General features: G+C 41.8%; 22 protein-coding genes and 3 pseudogenes. 18 read left to right on the top strand and 7 right to left on the bottom strand.

The window, feature by feature from the left end; all coding sequences use genetic code 11:
* The first annotated feature begins 85 nt into the window (after window positions 1-85).
* From H2O73_RS00725 to H2O73_RS00715, 3 genes are read left to right on the top strand one after another with little or no spacing between them, the layout of a single operon-like run.
* On the top strand, window positions 86-283 hold the full coding sequence (locus tag H2O73_RS00725) for a hypothetical protein (RefSeq protein ID WP_182105543.1): 198 nt from the start codon (window positions 86-88) through the stop codon (window positions 281-283).
* On the top strand, window positions 273-848 hold the full coding sequence (locus H2O73_RS00720; RefSeq protein ID WP_182105541.1) for a lysozyme: 576 nt from the start codon (window positions 273-275) through the stop codon (window positions 846-848). The genes H2O73_RS00725 and H2O73_RS00720 overlap by 11 nt, the downstream gene beginning before the upstream one ends.
* Window positions 832-1,350 (top strand): hypothetical protein, encoded by a 519-nt coding sequence (locus H2O73_RS00715; protein ID WP_182105539.1) that lies wholly within the window; start codon window positions 832-834, stop codon window positions 1,348-1,350. Before H2O73_RS00720 ends, H2O73_RS00715 begins: the two co-directional genes overlap by 17 nt.
* A gap of 40 nt (window positions 1,351-1,390) precedes the next feature.
* Here the strand turns inward: H2O73_RS00715 and H2O73_RS00710 are convergent, their stop codons facing one another.
* The 4 genes and pseudogenes from H2O73_RS00710 to H2O73_RS00695 all read right to left on the bottom strand — a co-directional run bounded on the left by H2O73_RS00710 (window position 1,391) and on the right by H2O73_RS00695 (window position 5,695).
* Window positions 1,391-1,930: a hypothetical protein gene (locus tag H2O73_RS00710; RefSeq protein WP_182105537.1), complete on the bottom strand. Its 540-nt coding sequence runs from the start codon at window positions 1,928-1,930 to the stop codon at window positions 1,391-1,393.
* Window positions 1,931-2,015: 85 nt separating this feature from the next.
* Complete coding sequence (locus tag H2O73_RS00705; RefSeq protein ID WP_182105535.1) at window positions 2,016-2,819, bottom strand: hypothetical protein; 804 nt, start codon at window positions 2,817-2,819, stop codon at window positions 2,016-2,018.
* Between the two features lie 145 nt (window positions 2,820-2,964).
* Window positions 2,965-3,927 (bottom strand): phage portal protein, encoded by a 963-nt coding sequence (locus H2O73_RS00700; RefSeq protein ID WP_182105533.1) that lies wholly within the window; start codon window positions 3,925-3,927, stop codon window positions 2,965-2,967.
* A 10-nt stretch (window positions 3,928-3,937) separates the two neighbouring features.
* Window positions 3,938-5,695: pseudogene (locus tag H2O73_RS00695) on the bottom strand (terminase large subunit domain-containing protein).
* A 134-nt stretch (window positions 5,696-5,829) separates the two neighbouring features.
* Here H2O73_RS00695 and H2O73_RS00690 point away from each other — a divergent pair.
* The 12 genes from H2O73_RS00690 to H2O73_RS00635 all read left to right on the top strand — a co-directional run bounded on the left by H2O73_RS00690 (window position 5,830) and on the right by H2O73_RS00635 (window position 14,050).
* Window positions 5,830-6,660 carry a GPO family capsid scaffolding protein gene (locus tag H2O73_RS00690; RefSeq protein WP_182105531.1) on the top strand — a complete coding sequence of 277 codons (831 nt, stop codon included), beginning with the start codon at window positions 5,830-5,832 and terminating at the stop codon, window positions 6,658-6,660.
* A 39-nt stretch (window positions 6,661-6,699) separates the two neighbouring features.
* Window positions 6,700-7,734: a phage major capsid protein, P2 family gene (locus H2O73_RS00685; RefSeq protein ID WP_182105529.1), complete on the top strand. Its 1,035-nt coding sequence runs from the start codon at window positions 6,700-6,702 to the stop codon at window positions 7,732-7,734.
* A gap of 118 nt (window positions 7,735-7,852) precedes the next feature.
* Window positions 7,853-8,302 (top strand): head completion/stabilization protein, encoded by a 450-nt coding sequence (locus H2O73_RS00680; RefSeq protein WP_182105527.1) that lies wholly within the window; start codon window positions 7,853-7,855, stop codon window positions 8,300-8,302.
* Window positions 8,303-8,782, top strand: coding sequence for a phage tail protein (locus H2O73_RS00675; protein ID WP_182105525.1), 480 nt, complete (start codon window positions 8,303-8,305; stop codon window positions 8,780-8,782). It abuts the gene before it with no gap.
* Window positions 8,773-9,339 (top strand): phage virion morphogenesis family protein, encoded by a 567-nt coding sequence (locus H2O73_RS00670; protein ID WP_182105523.1) that lies wholly within the window; start codon window positions 8,773-8,775, stop codon window positions 9,337-9,339. The genes H2O73_RS00675 and H2O73_RS00670 overlap by 10 nt, the downstream gene beginning before the upstream one ends.
* Window positions 9,339-9,524, top strand: coding sequence for a DUF2635 domain-containing protein (locus tag H2O73_RS00665; protein WP_182105521.1), 186 nt, complete (start codon window positions 9,339-9,341; stop codon window positions 9,522-9,524). Before H2O73_RS00670 ends, H2O73_RS00665 begins: the two co-directional genes overlap by 1 nt.
* Window positions 9,521-10,654 (top strand): phage tail sheath subtilisin-like domain-containing protein, encoded by a 1,134-nt coding sequence (locus H2O73_RS00660; protein ID WP_182105519.1) that lies wholly within the window; start codon window positions 9,521-9,523, stop codon window positions 10,652-10,654. The genes H2O73_RS00665 and H2O73_RS00660 overlap by 4 nt, the downstream gene beginning before the upstream one ends.
* 3 nt (window positions 10,655-10,657) lie before the next feature.
* Window positions 10,658-11,023 carry a phage tail tube protein gene (locus H2O73_RS00655; protein ID WP_182105517.1) on the top strand — a complete coding sequence of 122 codons (366 nt, stop codon included), beginning with the start codon at window positions 10,658-10,660 and terminating at the stop codon, window positions 11,021-11,023.
* A gap of 9 nt (window positions 11,024-11,032) precedes the next feature.
* Complete coding sequence (gene gpM / locus H2O73_RS00650) at window positions 11,033-11,740, top strand: phage terminase small subunit (protein WP_182105515.1); 708 nt, start codon at window positions 11,033-11,035, stop codon at window positions 11,738-11,740.
* Window positions 11,724-12,023, top strand: a complete 300-nt coding sequence (locus H2O73_RS00645; protein ID WP_182105513.1) for a phage tail assembly protein — start codon at window positions 11,724-11,726, stop codon at window positions 12,021-12,023. The genes gpM and H2O73_RS00645 overlap by 17 nt, the downstream gene beginning before the upstream one ends.
* Complete coding sequence (locus tag H2O73_RS21835) at window positions 11,969-12,172, top strand: GpE family phage tail protein (RefSeq protein WP_220457454.1); 204 nt, start codon at window positions 11,969-11,971, stop codon at window positions 12,170-12,172. Before H2O73_RS00645 ends, H2O73_RS21835 begins: the two co-directional genes overlap by 55 nt.
* A 27-nt stretch (window positions 12,173-12,199) precedes the next feature.
* Window positions 12,200-14,050 carry a phage tail tape measure protein gene (locus H2O73_RS00635; RefSeq protein WP_182105511.1) on the top strand — a complete coding sequence of 617 codons (1,851 nt, stop codon included), beginning with the start codon at window positions 12,200-12,202 and terminating at the stop codon, window positions 14,048-14,050.
* A 179-nt stretch (window positions 14,051-14,229) separates the two neighbouring features.
* Here H2O73_RS00635 and H2O73_RS00630 read toward each other — a convergent pair whose 3' ends face one another.
* Entirely contained in the window at window positions 14,230-16,029 is a 1,800-nt protein-coding gene (locus H2O73_RS00630) for an acyltransferase family protein (protein ID WP_182105509.1), read from the bottom strand.
* A 395-nt stretch (window positions 16,030-16,424) separates the two neighbouring features.
* On the opposite strand from H2O73_RS00630, the pseudogene H2O73_RS00625 reads away from it, so the two are divergent.
* Together H2O73_RS00625 and tnpA are read left to right on the top strand one after the other, a co-directional pair.
* Window positions 16,425-16,676 (top strand): annotated as a pseudogene (locus H2O73_RS00625) (IMP dehydrogenase); the annotation flags it as partial.
* A 201-nt stretch (window positions 16,677-16,877) separates the two neighbouring features.
* Complete coding sequence (tnpA, locus tag H2O73_RS00620; RefSeq protein WP_182105507.1) at window positions 16,878-17,336, top strand: IS200/IS605 family transposase; 459 nt, start codon at window positions 16,878-16,880, stop codon at window positions 17,334-17,336.
* Window positions 17,337-17,542: 206 nt separating this feature from the next.
* On the opposite strand, the pseudogene H2O73_RS00615 reads toward tnpA, so the two are convergent.
* A pseudogene (locus tag H2O73_RS00615) lies at window positions 17,543-18,004 on the bottom strand (tyrosine-type recombinase/integrase); the annotation flags it as partial.
* Window positions 18,005-18,044: 40 nt separating this feature from the next.
* Between H2O73_RS00615 and H2O73_RS00610 the strand changes: the two are divergent.
* Complete coding sequence (locus tag H2O73_RS00610; protein WP_182105504.1) at window positions 18,045-18,206, top strand: hypothetical protein; 162 nt, start codon at window positions 18,045-18,047, stop codon at window positions 18,204-18,206.
* A gap of 273 nt (window positions 18,207-18,479) precedes the next feature.
* Here H2O73_RS00610 and H2O73_RS00605 read toward each other — a convergent pair whose 3' ends face one another.
* The gene (locus tag H2O73_RS00605; RefSeq protein WP_182105502.1) at window positions 18,480-19,805 is read right to left on the bottom strand and encodes a sensor domain-containing diguanylate cyclase; all 1,326 of its coding nucleotides are present in this window, start codon (window positions 19,803-19,805) and stop codon (window positions 18,480-18,482) included.
* Between the last annotated feature and the right edge of the window lie 900 nt (window positions 19,806-20,705).

The following is a 20,705-nucleotide window of genomic DNA, read 5'->3' as shown; positions in this document are numbered from 1 at the left end:
CAGCCGTTAATCTCGCGCGATACACTGAAACCAACTAAAAAATGGTGCCCATTGGCACTGATAAATTACTAGGAAAACCACTGTAATGAACGTTGGCAAATCAAGCTTATTCACAACTATGAGCGCCATGTTGGCAGGCGTTTCGGCTAACGATATCGCGCAGATAGTTGCGTTTGTTGTTGCTACCGTTTCCGGTCTCATGGCTATTCGCTACTACTGGACTAAAACCAAACTAACCCGCCTTCAAATCGAAGCTTTTGAGGATAAGCCGGATGAGTATTAAACAAAGAATTATCACCGGTGCGGTTTGCTCCGTCATGACAGTACTTGCGGTGGTGTTTGAAAAAGAACCTGAGCTGAAAACCAGCCCTCAAGGGCTCGCGCATATTGCAGATATGGAAGGTTGCCGGTTAAAAGCTTATCAGTGTTCGGCTGATAAATGGACTGCAGGTTTAGGGCATACCGAAGGTGTGAAGCCTGGTAGTCAAATCACCATTAATCAAGCCGCGGATTACTTCATTCAAGATGTAACCAAGGCTGAGCGTGTGGTTAATCGCGTCATTTCCCAAAAGCCGAATCAAGGTGAGTACGACATGATGGTGAGTTTCGTTTTTAACTTGGGCGCCGGTAATTTCAAGCGTTCTACCTTACTCAAGCAATTCAATGCAGAACTCAATACACAAGCATGTAACCAGTACCCCAGATGGGTGTATGTGAATGGTAAGGATTGCCGTATTGAAGAGAGCAACTGCGAAGGAATTGTGACCAGGCGAGAGATAGAGCAGAACGTCTGTTTGTATGGTTGGGACTCACCAAAAACGCGAGGGCTATATGTTTACCAAAATTAAACTCATCGCCCTGTTGGCTGCTTTGGTTAGCGTGGCGTATTTCTCATATGACTACGGTGTATCGAGTACCAAAATTGCGGTGAAAAAGTCTCAAGATGCTCTCTTTGCCAAATTGGAAGTAAAGCAGAACGAAGCGTATGAGTTGGCAGTTGAGCTAGCCAATCAAAAGCCCATTATTGAAATTGAATATCGAACCATTGAAAAAGAGGTGATCAAGTATGCACAAGCGAATAGTGATAAGCAGTGCGTTGTTAATGACGATGGCTGGTTGCGTGTCCGAGCCGACGCAGTGCGAGCGCATAATCGAACAATCGGTTTTCAGCAATCCGCCCCCGTTCCTGATGACACCGCCAAAACCACTCAAGGTTCAATCCCCTACGAACGTGACGCCGAAGTCTTAGCGGAAGATGTCACCAACCTAAAAACCTGCGCCGAGAATGCGCAAAAACTCAAACTACTGCAAACATGGATAAAAGCGCAATTGCCAAGTTACTCTAAATAATACTGGTTCATCATTATTAGAAGCATGCGCTTGCAACTCATTACAGCAAAGTAAATGAAAAACTGGTATTTGGGATCTCTTTAGTTGATATGAGATTGTCTGGTAACTCGACGCCTACAAGTTCTGATTGCTTTGAAATAATCTCAGGGACGTTTTTACCTGTTGCTGTTGGATAGATCCCTAAACACCACATGCTACGTAAATCATCCTCAGATTGTTTAAGCTTCCAAATCTTTTGAATATCACCCATCATGCCTTTCACACATGATGAAGCACTCTGGTTCTGCTTAAATTCAAGAGCAATGTAGCTACTGCGAGAGCTACGTTTTTTCCTGATTAAAAAGTCTATGTACATTCGTTCTTGATGCCCTGACATTCGTTTGTCAATTGAGTACCCAAACTCACGAATGGTTTCACTTACTTCCTCGTGTTGCTGTAAAAAACTGGCAAATTCGATCTGGAACCAAATCTCCCATCCAGTAAATTCATGCTGCTTAATCAAGTTAAATTTCTTTTGCACTTCTTCTTGTTCAAAAAAGCCTTCGGCTAGACTTAGAACAAATTCAAAGTCACCTTTCATCGTTATTTTTTCCTTTGTAATCTTAATGCATTCTAGGGGACTAAATACGCTATTCCCCTGAATTAAATCATTGTAACTAAAATTTTTAAGTCAATGACTGACATGAAGTTACAATGCGTTGGGTTTCACTATTGGGCGTGTTTGTGGTTGTTACATTCACCATGACATCTTGTTCTAACCAGCTCAAATATCGGTCCATCCCATGAATGGTTTTATTAACCCAATCATCTACAAAAGGAAATCGAGCAATTGTTTTAGATAGTTCAACTTTTTTGAGATGTGAATTAATTACTCGATTATTCACTTGATAAATAGGCACCACAATGGTGTTACTCCCAATAAAAAAGTCCTGTCTAACTTTTTTAAAATCATAGATTTTTCTAGGTATTATGATTACGTCTGGTTTCAATACATCTAAATCCTGCCTGACTAGATCAAAGCTATCTTTCAAATATTTTAATGTGCCTGCATAGTCAACATTTGTATCAGAACTAAGAGAATACTTGCCAAAATTCACAACTGAAATTTCTTCTAAATAAACCTTAGGATCATTAGAAAACTGCTCATCATAACCTAAGCTTGATAGAATAAAGCGAGAAGCTGTTAGTAGAGCACCATTACTAATTGGTGCCATATGAATTTTCTTGAAGTACTCACTACCGCTAGATACTTCCCGATTGCGCATATAATTATTAGCTGTAATCTTATCGCCAGAAAGATAAGTTAAATTTTCAGCACTACCAAAAACTAAACATTTAAGCGGTTTATTTGCATATTCGTTACCAACAAATGGCACCGCTGGTTCAATATCCTTCGCCCAACCTGGAGCGCCATTCTTTTCATGAAGTGATCGATATCTAGATTCTAATTCTGACTCTATACTGTTCATTGTATCTCTGTCCCACTTATTTAGATGGCTGAAAGCCGTCTCTTGTCCATGTACTATGCCGATTCTCCCTTTTTATTTCAAAATAAAATCAATAGCTTAGGTGTGATCTGGGACCTGTGTGGTAATAAGCAACCTAAACCTCAGGCTATAAACTCACATATTCATTGGCTTTAATTACCTCAAGTCCAACAAAGTCATTCAGCTCTGCTAGTGAATCAATCAATGGCAGCAGTTCGTTTTTATGAAAAATTCTGTCCACTTTATTAAGGTCATTACTGGTAGTGATTCCTTCGCGCTTAACACTCATTAACTCAAGCGGCACACGGTGAATAGACAACACATCATTAGTGGTTTGGTTCTTCACATCTTTGAATGAGTCTTTGGCTTCTACTTGCCCAATGGCTTTGAGTTCGGGTGCTTTGGTGTCTTTACCTTTGGCATTCACAAACAAGTTTTTGAACGCCATCCCTTCTTGAGCGCTTAGCTTCTTACGAATATCGTCTTCTGTCTCTGGGGTCATGGTGGGTTCGTTCATGTAAAGCAAATAACCAGCATGAGATCCATTGCGGTAATACTGACGACGAAACAGCGTGGCATCATCGTTGAGCCAAATAGAGGTTAGACCGCTTACATGTTGCGGCAGCCCGTAAATCTCTTGGGCTATGTCGTATTCCGCCAAGTGGAAAATCTGACCGTCGGAATAATCAATCCTTCCATCGTCATCGTACGCTCGTGGTTTGTAGGAATAGCCTAAGTCTTCACGGCGGCGCATGAAAAGTGCCGGAATATGTTTGATTCGAACGATCGGACCATAGCCAGCTGCGGAGCGTACGATTTGAAAGTATGCGTTGCCAAAGGTGAGGAAATCTTGAATAAACCGTTTTAGGTCACGACGAGACAAAACCGTCGTGACACTAACCGCATACGCCAACGTATTGCGCTTAAACTCAATCGCGCTTGAATGCATCGGGTTAACTCGTAGTGCTTTTGCTAACGTATCGAGCGCGATAGGCGGTTCATATATGCCATCAATCAGCGCCACTTCAAGATAGCTGAGAATATCGCTATTCATTACGCTCACGGGTTTAGAAAACTCAATCTCTATCACTTTGTTTCTCCTAGAAGAACTTTACGGTTGTATCGTTCTCGTTATGAATATCAATCGGCTCCCAACGCATCACGTGCATTGAAGCCCAAGCAAGGTCAGCATGTGAGCCCACTTTGCTGCGGTTAGAAATAAACGTCACCTGGTTACTGGCTTTGGTGGTGTGCTGGCGTATCATCAAAAAGGAATGGACTAAATCGTCCCACTCACCGTCAAACTGCAAGCGACCATCGTTGATGATTTCCCGAGCTTTGTAGACCATCATTCGCTTCATCTCTGGTGAGTAATCCAGTTCAACCAAACAGGGGTAAAACTTGCGCACCAGTTCCGCGACTGCTGAACCCACGCCACTGACATCCATTGCCATGTAGACCACGTTATATTTTTCAGTGATCCCTTTAATGGCTGTTGCCTGGTCTTCATAGCTTGAACCCTTCAAGCGAATACGTTCAATGAAGCGGAATACGCCACCTTTTCGTTTTGGTTTTAGGGAGACAACAAGACCTGCATCGTCTGAGCCTTCACCTTGACCACCACCTCTTGGGTCATAGCCAACCAAGACTTCAGCATCACCAACAGGGCGAGCTCTATAGTGATCGACATCTTTCCAAAGTGAAGAGTCAGCTTTACAGGCGAGCAAAGCCTTGAGTGCAAAGATAGAGGCGGAGTCATCCAAGAAGACACAACGAAGCAAGTTGTTAAATACCGTTTTGTCAGGGTATTTACGGCGCAGTTTCTCCATATTGAAGAAGGTTGCCCCTTTGGCGATTGCATCATCAATGGTAATGATTTGGCGAAAGATGCCGTCTTCACCAAGCGAGCCGTTCTTCAGCGTGTCATGAGAGATATCAATCTTAAGCGCTTTCTTACCTTGCCATTTTGGGTACGCCTCATGCGCTACCGTCGATGGCGTGGATAAGTAAGTCGTGCGGTAATTCGATTGAATCGACATACCACCCGCGTAATCATCCAGTTCAGCAAATTTTGGTATCCAGAACACTTCATCAAAGTACACATGACCATTAAAGCCTTGCGAGGTGCGAGCGTTTGTCGAGAGGAAGTAAAGCGTGGCGCCATTTGATAGCTGAAGTTCATCTTTGCCTTTTAGGTCTACATCACCCAGCTCAAGTGCGAACCGGCGAATGTAGTTCTTAAAGATTTCCGACTGCTTACGAGAGGCGGATAAAAACACCTGGTTGTCACCATTAAGAATGGCGTCTTCAAATGCCTCAAACGCAAAGTAGTAAGTTAAACCAATCTGACGAGATTTAAGGTAAAAGCGGAATTCGTTTAGCTCGTCATTGCACTTATGCGCATGGATCTCTTTTTGATAATCGAAGAAGGTTTTCTCTCGAAACTAAGCCAAGACATCGGCAGTAATATGCGAAATATCGTTCTTAACTTTGTTTGGTTTTCTCCCTCGTTTCGACTCACCACTGTGTGCACTTCCACGGCTTCGCTTGTTGTCCGCCTCATCACGTTTCCATTGTTGTTCGAGCAGAATGTCGAGCTCTTTTAGTTGCGCTTCATGTTTGCAATCAATCCACGTGAGGTAAGCAATTCGCTGACGCAGCATGAGTTCTACGGGCGCATCGTCCCGCATTTCTTTCCAGCCAAATTTTGAAATCCACTGTTGAACCGTTCGGGTGGCGACTCCGATTTTTTCCGCAACCTCGGCAGGTTTGTATTGGCGCAAATACAAGCCAAAAGCCTGAGTTTGAACTGAGGTGTAAAGCGGTTGGTTTAACTCGGTAGCGATATTCGTATCCATGTTCGCATAGTGCTACAGACACCGTGATTACTCAGCTTGCGCCGTTTCTATATCGAATATCTAGAATCAGGATGAATACAAAAAGAGAAGGGCATTGGTTAGATTGGAATCATCGGATTTAGGAGAGTTCAGGCATGTTTCAATCACAGCCAATTTGTATTTTACAGGCAGGCACAACAGTCGATGGTCGTGTTATCGAGCAAAAAATTATTGATGAGATTGCGGAAAGCTATAACCCAGAAACGTACACCGCGCGCATTAATGAAGAGCACTACGATTGGAGCTATAAATTTGGCTCAGTGTCATCGCTTGAAAAGCGAGAAGACAAATTGTTTGCTGTGATTAAGCCTAACTCAATGTTATTGCGCGCCGTCGAGCAGGGGCAATTACTGCATACCTCATGTGAATACATCGAGCAGTTTTCAGATACGGGAAAAGCCTACCTAACCGGATTGGCACTGACTGATAAACCAGCCTCATTGGGTACCACTCAAATTCATCTTTCCAGTAAAGATGATGGCAAGGTGCAAGTGCAGTCGAATTTCACCATCAAATCAGAACAGTTCTCCAAACAAGACAGCGAGGATGATGCTTCGTTGTTCCAAAAATTCAAAAACTGGCTCAGCGGTGAAACACCTACCGAGCAGTTCTCGCAACAAGAGGAAGAAGACGAAATGAGTAAAGAAACTGAAGAACTGCTCAAGCAAAACGCTGAGCAAAATAAAGAGCTAAGCAGTCAGTTAGGCAAGTTGATTGAGCATTTATCTTCACAGGCTAAGCCTGATGCTGAACCGGATAAAGAAGAGCCTGAAGTGATTGAAAATAAAGAAGTCACCGAGCTGAAGGGGCAAGTGGAAGAGCTCTCTTCCAAGATGACAGAGCTTACTACTACGCTAAGCCAAATCACTGATGATGGTGGGCGAAAGCTAGCAGGGCAAGACAGCGAAGAAGAGCCGTACCTATAAGCCTATTTCAAACTAATAACGAATTCAGTTGGATAAAAAATGGATAGAAATACAGAAGTAAAGCTAAGTGCTTACGTTAAAAAAGTCGCGGAACAAAATGATGTCACCGATGCGACGCAAAAGTTCAACGTAACCCCGAATGGCACTCAGAAAATCATTGGTCAGATGCGTGAAGGCAACTGGTTCTTGAAGAAAATTAACATCATTCCGGTGCAAAACCAAAAAGGTGAATCCATTGGTCTGGGTGTCACGGGCATGATCGCCAGCCGTACCGATACATCAGGCGATGGTAAGCGCACACCAAAAGACCATTCAAGCATGGGCGCCATGCCTTATATGTGTGAGCAGACCAACTTCGACACGGCTATTCGTTACGCCAAGCTCGATGCTTGGGCGCATGACAAACGATTTAACCAAATCATTGCCTCACATACTCGTGAGCAGATTGATGCCAACAAAATCACCATTGGTTGGTATGGCGAAAGTGTCGCCAAGAATACTAATGCACAAACCAATCCAAACGGTGAAGACGTCAATAAAGGTTGGTTCCAGGCGATGCGTGATCACAACGCAACACGATTGATTAAACAAGGTAAAACGGCAGGAGAAATTCGCATTGGTGAAGGCGGTGACTTTATCAACCTAGATCTAGCCGTTCTTAACACCAAAAGCTTGCTGCATGATGCGTGTGAAAACGATTCGAATCTTGTGGCTATTATCGGCTCAGATTTGCTGGCTTACGACAAAGCCAAATTCTATGAAGCGCACGGCAATACGCCAAGTGAAAAAGGCAAAATCCAAGAGCTACAAGTGATCGGCACGTACGGCGGTTTGCCTGCGGTGAAAGTCCCAGGCTTCCCATCGACGGGCATCATGGTGACCAGTTACGACAACCTATCCATCTACATCCAAGAAGGTTCAATCCGTCGTTCTGCTGGTAAGAAGAATGATGAGAAAGACCAAGTTGAAAACTTCGAGTCGATGAACATGGCTTACGTTTTGGAAGAAGTCGGTAAAGCGGCGGCAATCGAATTCAAGAACGTGAAGCTCTGGATTGACGGCACCTGGGTATAGCGCCATTTGAACACCCCCCAATGCAGGCACTATCGCATTATCAGTAAAGCTCAGGCTTTAGGTTGTTATTTGCGTTTGGCTGCCTGCATTCTCTTTCGTCTACTTTGAGGTGCTCGCAATGGAATTTGTTGGCGATAAAAACGAAATCTTTAAATCTGAACTCGCGGCAACGGTGAAATATCCCGCCCTCAAAATATCAGAGTTTCAGTCTCTGTTTAATTTCCTCAGTAATGAAACAGAGCCAGGTATTCTGCAGCAAGCCAAAGTATCAAGAATAAAAGTTCACCAAGAGCTTTTGGCTGCCCTAGAGCCATTTGCTCACTTAACTGAGTTATCACAAGCAAGGTTTGGTGATGAAGAGTCTGGCGAAACGCTATACAAGCAAGCGGTGTTTTCACTGACTGCGAGTGCGCTTATCGGCATTCAATTGAGTACCAACGCCACGGCAGAGGCGGCAGACAGACAAGAAGCGTTAACAGGTAAAAAACAGCATTGTGATGTGCAGTATCGCCAAGCGGTGGACCTGCTGATTAATGGTAAAGAAACCTACTGCTTTGAGGTGGTGTAGATGGATGCACTGCAGAACTTAACCGATTTTTTCAAACAGCACGTGACCGATGCCAAGAGCCTCAATGTATGGGCTGAAGATGGCGCGGTGTTCTGTGGGCAAAGTGATTTTGTTGATGGTTTCGAGCTGGAATATACCGCGATTGTCTTTATTCAAAATGCCACGTTGAAGCCTCATGTGCTGTTTATGCATTTAGTGAATTGGCTAAACAAACATGATCCCGAACGAGTAGAAAAGAATCTGCCTGCTCCAACGTTTGCGACTGAAATTCTCGATAACGGTAAATGCGACCTCAAGATAAAAATCGATTTACTTGAGAGTTATTCATTGGAACAAAACGAGCAAGGCAACTGGAAGCAACTCGGTACACGCTATGACTGTATCAGTGATTTTGATTTAGCCGTCACCACCGATGAGCTCGGTGAACTGCACGAACTGGTTTATTTCGTAGGGCACACGGATGACTTGCCATGCAACTGAGTAGCCCAGAACAATTAACTCAACTGGTTGAAAGTTTGGTGCTCGATGCCTCCGAGAAATATGAGCTCAATCGTCGAATGGCAAACAGAGCAAGGCAGTTCTTTCGTCAGCAAATGCGCTCTCAGCGCGATATTGATAACAACCCTTATCAGTCACGCCGAAAGCGCAATATGTCGATTGTTTCTCGTGGTGTGCGCGGTAAGCACGGCGCCAAACATCAGCACAACAAAGTGGCTCGAAATACCGTCAACAACAAAAACATGCTGCTGGGGATCTCAAAGTCACTTCGCACCCGTGTCAGTGATAAAGATTTTGAAATTGGTTTAGTCGGTGTCGCAGGGTTAATCGGTAAAGAGCACAACGAAGGCTCAGAGGTGTCATTTACCACGCAAGTGAATGGCTTCTTTGATAGCAAAACAGGGAGCTGGCGAGGCGGTACCTCAACCAAGCGTAATTACACCATGCCCAAGCGTACTTTTATCGGTTGGACACCAGAGCTAGAGCGAGAGCTGATGGCAATGGCGGCTGAACACTTTGCATTAGAGGATTCTGAGTAATGGCAACATTCAAACTTAAACCGCAAAAAGGGTTAACAGTTCGTGATCCTGAAACCAGAGAGCCACTTAAGGCAACTGGCGAAGAAAAACCACGAAACACCTATTGGCTGCGTCGAGTGAAAGACAAATCAGTCACTGTCATGGACGCGAAGAAAAACACCTCAACCAAGGAGTCTGAACAATGAGTATCAGCTTCTCAGAAGTTCCTAACAATGCTCGCGTTCCGGGCATGTACGTTGAAATTGATAACAGCCTGGCAAACAGCGCCGAAGAGCAACAGCTTTGTCTTGTGATCGGTAATGCAGCTGCAGGCGCAGCAACGGCAGCCAATACCGTTAAGTTGTGTATGGATGACACCATTGCAACGGAGCTTTTTGGTTCGTCAGATATCGCCAGTATGGTGAAGTTTTTCCGCAAGCAAGATGAAAGCATGCCTATCTACGCTGTGAGCGTTGAAAGTGCGGATACCATGTCAGCATTGGCGGCACTAGGGGATATGCAATATCATCACATTATGTGCTCACTAAACGATGACACGACGATTCGTGATCTTGGTGAGTTTTTAGAAAAGCGTTATGACGCGCTCAATCAAATACCAGGCATTGCCTATCTCCCTAAAAAGGGAACGCATGCAGAGCTAGTCACGTTCGGTACAAAGAGTAATTGTCCATTAATCAGCTTTATGTCGATTGATAGCCTAGGCAATTCAGCTAACGACCCCTTAACCGATGCAGAAGCGATTGGCGCGTGGGTTGGTCAGATTGCGCCGTCACTGGCGAATGACCCTTGTCGTCCACTCCAAACGCTTAAGTTAAGCGGTGTTTACTCAACGGCTGAAAGTGAATTTGATTGGGCAGAGCGTAACCTATTGCTACACGAAGGCATGGGTACCTACACGGTTACCGCAACCAAAGAGGTGCAAGTTGAGCGCCCTGTTACTGCCTACACTGAGAACGCTTCGGGTATTGCAGACAATAGCTATTTGGATGTGATGACGCCTGCAACCGCAATGTATTTCCGTCAAAAGCAACGTTCCCGAATCTTGAGCAAATATGCTCGCCACAAAGTAGCCAAAGACGGGACCAAGTTTGCACCAGGTCAAGTCATCGTCACGCCAAGCATGTTCAAAAGTGAGCTGCTCGCTTTGTATCGAGAGCTTGAATATCAAGGCATCGTGCAAGACTTTGACGGCTACAAGAAGTCGCTCATTGTTGAGTTAGATATGAACAACAAACAGCGCATCAATTATCTCGATTCACCGCAGTTCGTGAACGGTCTGATCATCGTTGCAGGTAAAATTCAGTTTAGGAAGTAAACCATGGGAACAAAAATTACTAGCCGTGCGGTGCTCAATGCTGGCTCACTCGGTCGCTTACCTATCAAAGAAGGTGCCGAAATTGGTTTTGGCAACCTCAAACGTGAACCGGTGATTGGTGATGATGGGGTTTTAGGTCACAGTGAATCTTATGACGAAGCGCCATCAATCAAATGCACCATTGCCCATGCGAAAAGCACCGATGAAGACGCTATTCGCAATTTCACTGATGAAAACATCACTCTCGAAACCAACAGCGGGAAGGTGTACACGCTTACGGATGCTTGGACGGGAGACCCACTTTCGCTGTCTATCAAAGATGGGCAGTTGGAAGTGATGTTTTATGGCTATGAGCTCATTCCACAGTAAGGGCATTCAATGTTAGCGATATTACTTAAGCGCCAAGCGGCGGCAAAAGAATCAGCCAACAAAAAAAGCATGCCTGTTATTGAACAATCAGAGGCGAGTGAAAACGCTCGCCCTGAATTAGTGGGTAAACCTTGGGAAGAAACGCAGATCATGCTTAAGCAGGATTTGTCTTACCTGAGAACGTTGGCAGGCTCAAAAGAGAAAGACCCTTACAAAGAAGAGCTGATCAAAAAATACCGCCCATTAGTCGAGCGGCTTTTGAATTCGCACCAGGGTAACTATGGAAACCTTGAAGTGATGTGGTGGTTTTTCACTTGGCATGTGGACTTAGGTAAGTTCGACGATATCCATGATGCTTTTCGTCAAGCCATAGGGGCAGGGTTAGAAGCGCCAGATAATTGGAAAATGAACGGGCAAACAGCGTTTTGTGGTTACGTGTTCAAACACGCTCATGATGCCTACACCAATAAAACCGAGTTTAAACGCGAGTACTTAATCAATGCGACCAAAGACTTGCTCACTGGTGAACTCGCTACCAATGCGGCATTGAAAGTAAAAATGTTCCGTTTAGTTGGGGATTGGTACGAAGAAGCCGGCGAAAAAGAACAGGCGCATAATTTGTTTGAACTAGTGATGAAGCTAGACCCAAACAAAGGTGGTCGCAAGACCAAGCTAAACGATTTGAAGCAGGAGTTAGGTTATGACCAACCCAATTAAAGATAAAGGGCAAACCAAAGTGGTCACATTGGCGGTACCTATCGAAAAAGAAGTTAAAGGCGAGACGGTGACCATCGAAACAGTTGAACTCAGCAAGCCGCATTCAGGTCATTTGCGAGGGGTGAACCTCAATGACATTTGCCAGGCTGATTTTGATGCGGGCAAAACCGTGATCCCTCGAATCTCAGAATTAGATGAGCGCGACATGCTCAACCTAGACCCTGAAAACTGGGCGCCGCTATTAACGACACTCGCGTCTTTTTTCGTGGGTACGGGACGTTAATTGAAGAACTACCGCATGTAGAGCCAATCTATGCTGATTTAGCCATAGCGTTCCGATGGCAACCAAGTGAAATCGATCGGCTGACCTTTGATGAACTCCTACGCTTTCATCATTTGGCTATAGAGCGATGTCCACAGGAGAGCAATTAGCTCTCCTTTTTTAATTAAGGATGCATTATGAAAATGAGCCTTTCGGTAGTGATGGGGATCCTCGATAAAACTACCGCACCACTCAAACAAATGAGTGAAGAGACCAATGTCTATGCCAAGTCGATAAAGCGAGCTCAAGAGAAGCAAAAAGACCAATCAGCCGCATTGGGTATGATTGACTCCTTTCGTAAAACGCGAGAGGTGATGGACAAGAACTCTCTGACAATAGCGACCGCGAGTGAAAAGCTTGAGGAACTCGAAAGCAAAGCGGCTAGTGCCCAAAAACCAAGTGCGGCACTCACTGAGAAAATCACCAAACAACGTGAAAAGCTGCTAGCCCTCAATGATGCCCAAGATGAAAGCAAAGACCGATTGATAAAACTGGGTAAACAACTCAAAAAGACAGGCGTCAAAATGTATGACCTTGACGGCTCGAGTGATAAGTTAAATCAAAGCTACAAAAAGCACGGCAAAGAAATCAAAATCCTTTCCAAAAAATACGCGCATCTTCAAACCGTAATGAAGCTTCCTCGTGGTTTAAACAAAGCCTTAAAAATGCCGACGATGGAAGGGGCTAAAAATGGCGCACTAGCGGCAACAGGTGTGCTCGGTTCAATGGCTGGCTTTGGCGTTATCATCAATGATACTGCCAATGAACTCGATGAACTTAGACGAGCCGCCGAACACATTGAATTGCCTGTCTCTGAACTGCAAGCCATGCGTTTACAAGCAACCCAAGCTGGGGCAGAAGCCGAAGATATGGACGCAGCAATCAAAGAAATGGCATTGCGTTGGGGTGAGATGAAAACCTTCAAAAGTGGCGCCATGAATGATTACTTCAAAGACACCGGCAACCAGAAAGCCTATGAAGATTTGATGAAGGCAAAAGACGCCAGTGAAGCTTACCAGGTACTACTGCGAGAAATTGCCAATGAGACCGATGTGTCTAAACAGAACTTTATGGCTGATGAGTTCTTTGGTGGTGACAGTGAGAAAATCCTCGAAATGCTCAAAGGGGGTACAGAAGGTTTTGAAAAAGCCAAGCAGCTACTCAATGACACAGGCGGAGCCGTTGACCCTGAATCGACTCAAAATGCTCAAGCCTTTAGCGCTTCTATGGGCAAGCTGGGCGCGATAGTTAACTCACTAAAGATTAGTGCTCTAACACCTATCATGGGTGAGCTGTCTTCTATCATGGAAGAGCTCGCCATTAACATGAAAAGCATGGATTGGCGCGAGGAAAAAATCGCAGAGCTTCGAGATATTGTCAAAGGTACCTTTAATGCGTTTCGCACATTGGGCGGTGGCGTTCTCTGGGTGGGTGAAAATATGAGTATGGTGATTGGTGCACTACTAGGCGTTAAACTGGCTCTGATTGGTATTAACGCTGTCGCATTAGCGAACCCTCTTGGTCCTTTCATTATTGCGATCGGTGCAATCATTGCTGGCGTTGGATTGTTGATAGACCACTTTGGCGGCTTAACTAAGATAATGGATAACGTTAAGTCGTTTTGGAACAGCATTTGGGGTGATGATGAAGAGAGCGATAAAACCAAGCAGCAAGCCAAGGCGAGTAAACAGCGCCAAAATAAAAATGCAGCTTCTGAAGTAACATACAGCCAGACACGCTCAGAAGGCTATGAACGGTATAAGCGACGTGGCAAGTCTTATAATTCTGATGTGGATTCAGGTTATCAAGCGATAACGCAATCAGGGCAACCCAATGCTTATCAGCCGATCAAAAACCAAACCATGAATAGTAAATCAGAAGTCGCGCTGACCATTAAATCAGATAAGCCAGTTACCGTGGACAAAGCAAAGAGCGAGAAAGGCACTGATCTGAATTTAGATGTGGGCAATATGAGTATGAGCTATTAAAGGTGAGGAAGGGCGTTTAAATAAACGCCCTTCCTCTATTGCAAGCAAAGGTTAGTTATTCAATGTATATACTGTTCGATTATCAGTCTCGGACAAAAATAGATCGTACGACGAATTAATTGATGAATTGATGAATTGATTATTAATGCATGTCAATTTACGTGTACGAGCGACAAGAGTTATGGCAAATGTTTTACCACGATATTATGAATTTTATTATTTAACTCACGACTCCCCGTTAGAGTTAGATGGTTAGTATCAAAATAGAATGGTATGCCATCTTTAGAGCTAAACTGACAATCATCTTTACAAAACACATCGGTAACAGAGACCCTATCAAAATCACCGTAGTCAATGTTATTTAAACCCTCAAAAATACGATGATTGTCATTCAAATATTCCTCTCGAGTCTTACTGATATCACCACCATTTCCCTTGAGCTTATTATACATATATTGAGGGATGTGCTTACCCCAGCGAGGCACTGGCTCAAGAATCGTTACTGAAATATCAGATTTTTTAGATAGTCCGATAAGTTTTTTAATATTATTCAGTGAATAACCTTCGGTAGAAAAATGAATGACGATGTGATCAACTTTCTTAGATGAAATGTCTTTAAATACTCTGTTTGCAGAAAGGCCACCATTATCCATTAAGGGGTTGTTAGGTATTAAAAATAGCAGTCTAACATCATTATGTTGAGCTATTTCAGAGAATGCTGTTTTAATGGAGTCTGCATGACTATTGCCTATAAGCATAATTGTTTTTTTCGGTTCATTAACATTTGTTAATTCACAAGATATTGCTTTAGGATTTAAAATTCTAACTAACTTTCCGCATCTATATTCACTTCGGTCGCTAAAAGCGGCAAAAATCTTACTTTCATCGTCAGACATGCTTAAGTTCTTAAAATAGCTGAGAGGTAAGGGCGATATAAATGCTATCAATGATGATAAAGCCATTAGTTTTACTGTATGGTTAAATTTTCTTGCTTCAAATAAGTGATGTAAGAAATAAGAAAAAATAAAAATCAATAAAACTATTGAAATTAACTCCATATAGCTATTGCTTGTGAGGATTGTGCCGCCAAAAGGCTTAGATAAATATATTACAATAATTGGAAAGTGAGCTAGATATATGGAATAAGAATATTTCCCTAGCCATATTGTCGTTTTGCCTATAATTGTATTCTCTAGCTTTATCGGCAAACCAAAGCAAAGAATTAGTGCCGTTGAAAAGCAAACGAAAAGAGAAGATAGCCCAGGATGACCATCAATGAAACCAAATGCTTGACCGTTAACTTTAAAAAATGGAATCATTATTAATGTAATTAAACCAATTGCGCCAATGTATTCTTTCTGTTTGTATTTAATACTACCGTTGTTTGTAAGGAATGCTGCAACACCAAAACCAATAAGAAATTCCCATAGTCGGAATGGGAGCATGAAAAATGCAGTCTTAGGCGATATTGAAACCATTATAATGCATAAGAATAAAGATGATGATAAAAATATAGGTAGGAAGGCTTTACTCTTTCTAAAAAACCATGCTAGTAGAGGTACTATTATATAGAACTGAATTTCTACACCTAAAGACCAAAGATGCAGTAATGGATTAAATTCAGCTTTGCTAAAGTAAGAGTTTTGTAGCCAAAATCCAAGGTTAGAAAGAAAAAATGCTCCAAACATTGATTGTTCAGAAACTTGTTTTGTTTCATTTGGAGTGTTAATTATAAATGAAGCAATTACTGTGACCAGAATTACAGCAAAGTATGGAGGTAGTAATCTTTTAATACGTCTTTCAAAAAATAATTTCTTACTCCTATAATCATATAGAACAGCCATCAAAAAACCGCTGATAACAAAAAAGACATCTACTCCAAGAAATCCACTTTGTAATTGTTCAAAACCTAAATGGAAAAGAACAACAAAGAAAACTGATAGACCCCTTAAGATCTGTATATCGTTTCTAAACTTCATGATCAAAATCGCAAGAAAAAAAATATTGCAACATTGTAATGACTAAGAACATTAAGGCAAGATATTCTGTTCTGGGCGACTCATGTGTTAGTTCTTATGATCAATATTTTATAATTGTAAGGTTAGACATCAAACAGAGTTCTCCCATAGTTTGATTTTTATGTCAGGAAGTGATCGAAAGAGTATTTCACTATAATTTAGTAGTTTGTTAGTTGATCTATGATGCGACGTTAGACTATTTATGCAAATAGAAAAGACGAAAAAGTGACTACATTATGACTACAGAGGGCGTAATTCAGCGGTTAAATGAGATATAAAATGCAATTTAACTGTGTTTATGCACAGGCTTTGATTGGTTGAGTTATTGATTTTTAACAGTATGTAGGAATAAATTTAAGTTCTACGGCATGTCTTCACAGTCAGCGATGGCGAAGCACTCTGGCGGCGTGGCAAAATACCGCGCAGCTGAAGGAAAAACCGTACTATTGCCATTCCGTGGCAGTGTTCACGAAACGATTTCTGACATCCTTGGCGGCGTACGTTCAACGTGCACATATGTAGGCGCAGCAAAGCTTAAAGAGCTAACAAAGCGTACAACTTTCATCCGCGTACAAGAGCAAGAAAACAACGTGTTCGGTAAAGAGTGATTTAGTTATTACTCGTAAAAAACGAATTATTAAGAGCCGCTTTTGGCGGCTCTTTTTTTGTATAGAGAAAACCCCCAGCTAGGCTGGGGGTTCAGTAAAGCTTTCAGCTATGAGCCAGTTATAAAACCCCTTTCAATTTGTTAAAACAATCTTGCGGTCTGGCAACTGCAAGGGTTAAACAAAAATTGAAAGGGGGTCCCAATGGGGGACGAAAAGAGCTTAGCGCACACACGCTGGAACTGTAAATACCACATAGTATTTGCACCAAAATATAGAAGACAGGTGTTCTACGGAGAAAAACGAAGAGCGGTGGGTGAAATATTGAGGAAACTATGTGAATGGAAAAATGTGAATATTCTTGAAGCGGAATGCTGCCCAGATCATATCCACATGCTTTTAGAAATCCCACCCAAAATGAGCGTTTCAGCTTTTATGGGGTATTTGAAAGGTAAAAGTAGCCTGATGTTTTATGAGCGATTTGGGGATTTGAAGTTTAAATATCGAAATCGGGAGTTTTGGTGCCGAGGTTATTATGTAGATACAGTCGGTAAGAATACGAGCAAGATACAAAACTACATAAAGCACCAGTTAGAGCAGGATAAAATGGGAGAGCAATTGTCGATCCCATATCCAGGAAGCCCGTTTACGGGCCGCAAGTAATCGTCATATGCAAATGTCAGATCGTGATGCGCCTGCTAGGGCGCTGCCGGTAAGAAAGCCTTATAGGCGCATATGAAAAACCACCGGCTATGCCGGTGGATACTTTTTTGCCTGAAATTTGGAAAGTGTCTACAAAGTGTCTACACCTGAGACACTTTTATTTTGTGCAAATGTTGGAAAGTGCATGTCTATTCGAATATATGCATTTATAGAAAGGCGAGAGGGTTCTTTTCAATGGTCTCTGCTAAGTGATCGGGAGCGAAATGCGCATATCGCATCGTCATTGAAATATCAGCATGCCCAAGCACGTCACGTAATACCAAAATATTACCGCCATTCATCATGAAGTGGCTGGCAAACGTATGGCGAAGCACATGCGATGCTTGCCCGGAAGGTAAATTGATGCCGAGTTTGTTTTTCAGAATGTAGCAGAATGGCGTGTAGCACTGCACAAACAATTCACCTGAGGTTGGTTTATAGATCTCTTCGTACAACTCTTTAGAAATCGGTACAGAGCGATTCTTCTTGGTTTTAGTATTAGTGAAGGTCACTTTATATGGCGTTAATTGAGAGCTCTTCAGCTTCGCAGTTTCGTTCCATCTTGCCCCAGTAGAGAGACACAACTTTACTATTCTAAGCATATCGTCACGCTCATGTTGCCCAACAAGGTTGCCGTGAAAAAATCATCAAGATGAATTCTTTGCCAAATTGGAAGTAAAACAGAACGAAGCGCATGAACTGGCGGTTGAGTTAGCTAATCAAAAGCCAATTATTGAAATTGAGTATCGAAGCATCGGGAAAAAGGTGATCAAGTTTGCTCAAGCGAACAATGTTAAGCAGTGTATTGTTAATGATGATTGGTACCGCTAAAACCTCTCGAAGTTCAGATGCCTACGAACATGAGACCGAAGTCTTAGCGGAAGATGTCGCTAACCTAAAAACCGGAGAATGCGTAAAAACTACAATTACTGCAAGCGTAGATAAAAGCACAATTGCCAAGTTACTCTGAATAGGACTATTCAAAAAGCCTCGCTATACGTCACGATCTAGTTGTTCGAACGATGGAAAGGAGTCTTGAGATAGAGATGAGATTTAACCTTATGCTTAAATGGTATTTTATAGTTTGAATCGATAGTTTTCATATTAGTTTTTAAAGCAAACTCTATTTCGTCCAGTATTTTTGGCTTTGTAGAGAGCATCGTCAGCATTGCTTAGAGCACTCGTCATTCGGTCAGCGCCACTAAAGTAAGCAATTCCTATGCTGACTGTTATATTAATGTCTAAATGTCGAACAAAAAATGGAGCTTTTTCTACGCTTTCTCTAAGTTGCTCACAGTACTGCTTGGCTTGATATTGGTTGAGGTAAGGCATTAGAACTATAAACTCTTCCCCTCCAGTTCGTGACAAAGTAAATTCAGAATTCATCTTGGCGGCACATAGTTTTGAAAACTGAACCAAAATGATATCACCCACTTCATGCCCGTAAGAATCGTTAATATGTTTGAAAAAATCGATATCAAAAATTGCGATAGACCCTGATATATTTTCGGTCTCTAAGGCATTAATTCTGTTTTCGAGTCCACGTCGGTTTAGAAGTCCTGTAAGGAAGTCTGTATGTGCTTCCTTTTGTAAGTCACAGCGTTCTTTTTCTGAAAGACGGAACTTATTAAAGTACTTAATAGGTGTGATTACTAGAAAGAAAGTCAATGAAAGTGCAGAGATAACGAGTAATCGAAACAGTATATTAGTGTCACTCGGTGATATTGATATTTGCCAGCTTGTGTTGAAAATGTTGATTATGCCGGTGTGTGCTTTGTCATCAATTATACCTTTTGAGCTAATGACTTTATCGAAATAGTTAATGTTATCTGGGTTATACCCTATGATCGAGTAGTTACTTACCTTATTGATATTTAGTATGTTTTCAAGAGTGCCTAAAACGGACTCTAAATAGATAACAGAAGAAGAAAAGCCGATGAAGACATCTTCGTTTAGAATTCCTTTACGTAAAATAAACGCTTGCTTGCCATTCTGAACTAATTTTACTGGTCCGATAATCGTGTTATTTCTACCTGTGATTGACTGGTTAGCACCTAACCTTCTATTTTGATCTTGTAAAACGTTGTGCCCAATAGCTAGTTTATGCTCATCATAAGGGTAGGCTAGTGCCACAATCCCATTTGGTAGAAATAGCAGGGAGTCCACATGACTATAAGTAGACAGCAGTGTCTGACTCAGTTTGTTGAATGCTTCTAAAGAAATTGTATGCCCCTCTGAAAGTATCACCATTTCTTTTAATACTTCAGCCGATATCAAGGCGTCATTAAAAATAGACTTCATTTCTTTATTTATAGTGTCAATTATTTTAGCTGATTCATTTTTGCTTTTCATTGAACTTAATTCAATGGCAAGTAATTCAGATAGCATAATTATTGAAATCATTAATGCTATTTTTATTGCTTTATCCATTGCTAATATCCTAGTCAGTATCTATATCCTTATCTATATATAAATCCATTTAAAAACGGTGTGTGTTATTTGTTGTGTTTTTTGATTGGTGAGGTCTAAGAGTTGAGAATTATACTCATAATTAAATACTGGTCGATGATCATTTAGCATCGTTACGAACAAAAATTTTTGTTAAGAAGTATCATTTTTTTATCGATCGAATTGATTGATCGAGACGAATGATTCTGTTAATCAAAAAAATTGATCGACACGAGAAAAATAAACATGTCGTATTTCCTTTATCTTTAACTTTCAGGTGGTTATGGGTGATTTTTATACGAGGTTTTTGTGTGTCATTGTAAAGTAAGGAGTTTTTTGAGGTGCATTGTGTGAGCATGAAAAAGATGGATGTATCTTGAATTCATTATTGACTAAATTATCATCAACTTGCATTGTGGCACGGGATAAATCCAATTCATCTATTTCCATTCACTTTTTTTTGTTGAGTGTCAATATCCCTGCTCACCAATAAGTTTGCGATCTCAATTTTTGGACTCTGTATTACATTTCCAATGGGTGTGATAATTTATAAATGGTGGTAGGTGTTTATTAAGCTAAAATATATTAAAAATATAAATGATTAAATTATTTTGTGATGTGGTTATTTATACGCTGTATCAGCGAGTAAATAACTAAAGCATTTTTCTATTGTAATGGTGATAATTGATATTTCGGCTCCAGGCTGACATATTAATTGGCTTTAATCGCCTCAAGTCCAACAAAATCATTCAGTTCTGCTAGTGAATCAATCAATGGCAATAGTTCGGGTTTTTGGAATATTTTGTTTACTATGTTGAGGTTGTGATCCTTTCTTGAGCACTCAACTTTTTGAGAATATCGTTTTTTCTCTGGTGGTATGAT

Source organism: Vibrio marinisediminis (assembly GCF_014050145.1).
Lineage (GTDB): Bacteria > Pseudomonadota > Gammaproteobacteria > Enterobacterales > Vibrionaceae > Vibrio > Vibrio marinisediminis.
The sequence above is the reverse complement of the archived record's forward strand: the minus strand, read 5'-3'. Positions and strand labels throughout refer to the sequence as shown.

What these genes read in the sequence shown, in the direction of transcription:
- H2O73_RS00605 (WP_182105502.1), bottom strand. Translation starts at nt 19,805, where the DNA reads ATGGATAAAGCAATAAAAATAGCATTAATGATTTCAATAATTATGCTA.
- tnpA (WP_182105507.1), top strand. Translation starts at nt 16,878, where the DNA reads ATGGGGGACGAAAAGAGCTTAGCGCACACACGCTGGAACTGTAAATAC.
- H2O73_RS00635 (WP_182105511.1), top strand. Translation starts at nt 12,200, where the DNA reads ATGAAAATGAGCCTTTCGGTAGTGATGGGGATCCTCGATAAAACTACC.
- H2O73_RS00645 (WP_182105513.1), top strand. Translation starts at nt 11,724, where the DNA reads ATGACCAACCCAATTAAAGATAAAGGGCAAACCAAAGTGGTCACATTG.
- gpM (WP_182105515.1), top strand. Translation starts at nt 11,033, where the DNA reads ATGTTAGCGATATTACTTAAGCGCCAAGCGGCGGCAAAAGAATCAGCC.
- H2O73_RS00725 (WP_182105543.1), top strand. Translation starts at nt 86, where the DNA reads ATGAACGTTGGCAAATCAAGCTTATTCACAACTATGAGCGCCATGTTG.
- H2O73_RS00690 (WP_182105531.1), top strand. Translation starts at nt 5,830, where the DNA reads ATGTTTCAATCACAGCCAATTTGTATTTTACAGGCAGGCACAACAGTC.
- H2O73_RS00675 (WP_182105525.1), top strand. Translation starts at nt 8,303, where the DNA reads ATGGATGCACTGCAGAACTTAACCGATTTTTTCAAACAGCACGTGACC.
- H2O73_RS00705 (WP_182105535.1), bottom strand. Translation starts at nt 2,819, where the DNA reads ATGAACAGTATAGAGTCAGAATTAGAATCTAGATATCGATCACTTCAT.
- H2O73_RS00720 (WP_182105541.1), top strand. Translation starts at nt 273, where the DNA reads ATGAGTATTAAACAAAGAATTATCACCGGTGCGGTTTGCTCCGTCATG.
- H2O73_RS00660 (WP_182105519.1), top strand. Translation starts at nt 9,521, where the DNA reads ATGAGTATCAGCTTCTCAGAAGTTCCTAACAATGCTCGCGTTCCGGGC.
- H2O73_RS00670 (WP_182105523.1), top strand. Translation starts at nt 8,773, where the DNA reads ATGCAACTGAGTAGCCCAGAACAATTAACTCAACTGGTTGAAAGTTTG.
- H2O73_RS00630 (WP_182105509.1), bottom strand. Translation starts at nt 16,029, where the DNA reads ATGAAGTTTAGAAACGATATACAGATCTTAAGGGGTCTATCAGTTTTC.
- H2O73_RS00680 (WP_182105527.1), top strand. Translation starts at nt 7,853, where the DNA reads ATGGAATTTGTTGGCGATAAAAACGAAATCTTTAAATCTGAACTCGCG.
- H2O73_RS00665 (WP_182105521.1), top strand. Translation starts at nt 9,339, where the DNA reads ATGGCAACATTCAAACTTAAACCGCAAAAAGGGTTAACAGTTCGTGAT.
- H2O73_RS00685 (WP_182105529.1), top strand. Translation starts at nt 6,700, where the DNA reads ATGGATAGAAATACAGAAGTAAAGCTAAGTGCTTACGTTAAAAAAGTC.
- H2O73_RS00655 (WP_182105517.1), top strand. Translation starts at nt 10,658, where the DNA reads ATGGGAACAAAAATTACTAGCCGTGCGGTGCTCAATGCTGGCTCACTC.
- H2O73_RS00710 (WP_182105537.1), bottom strand. Translation starts at nt 1,930, where the DNA reads ATGAAAGGTGACTTTGAATTTGTTCTAAGTCTAGCCGAAGGCTTTTTT.
- H2O73_RS00715 (WP_182105539.1), top strand. Translation starts at nt 832, where the DNA reads ATGTTTACCAAAATTAAACTCATCGCCCTGTTGGCTGCTTTGGTTAGC.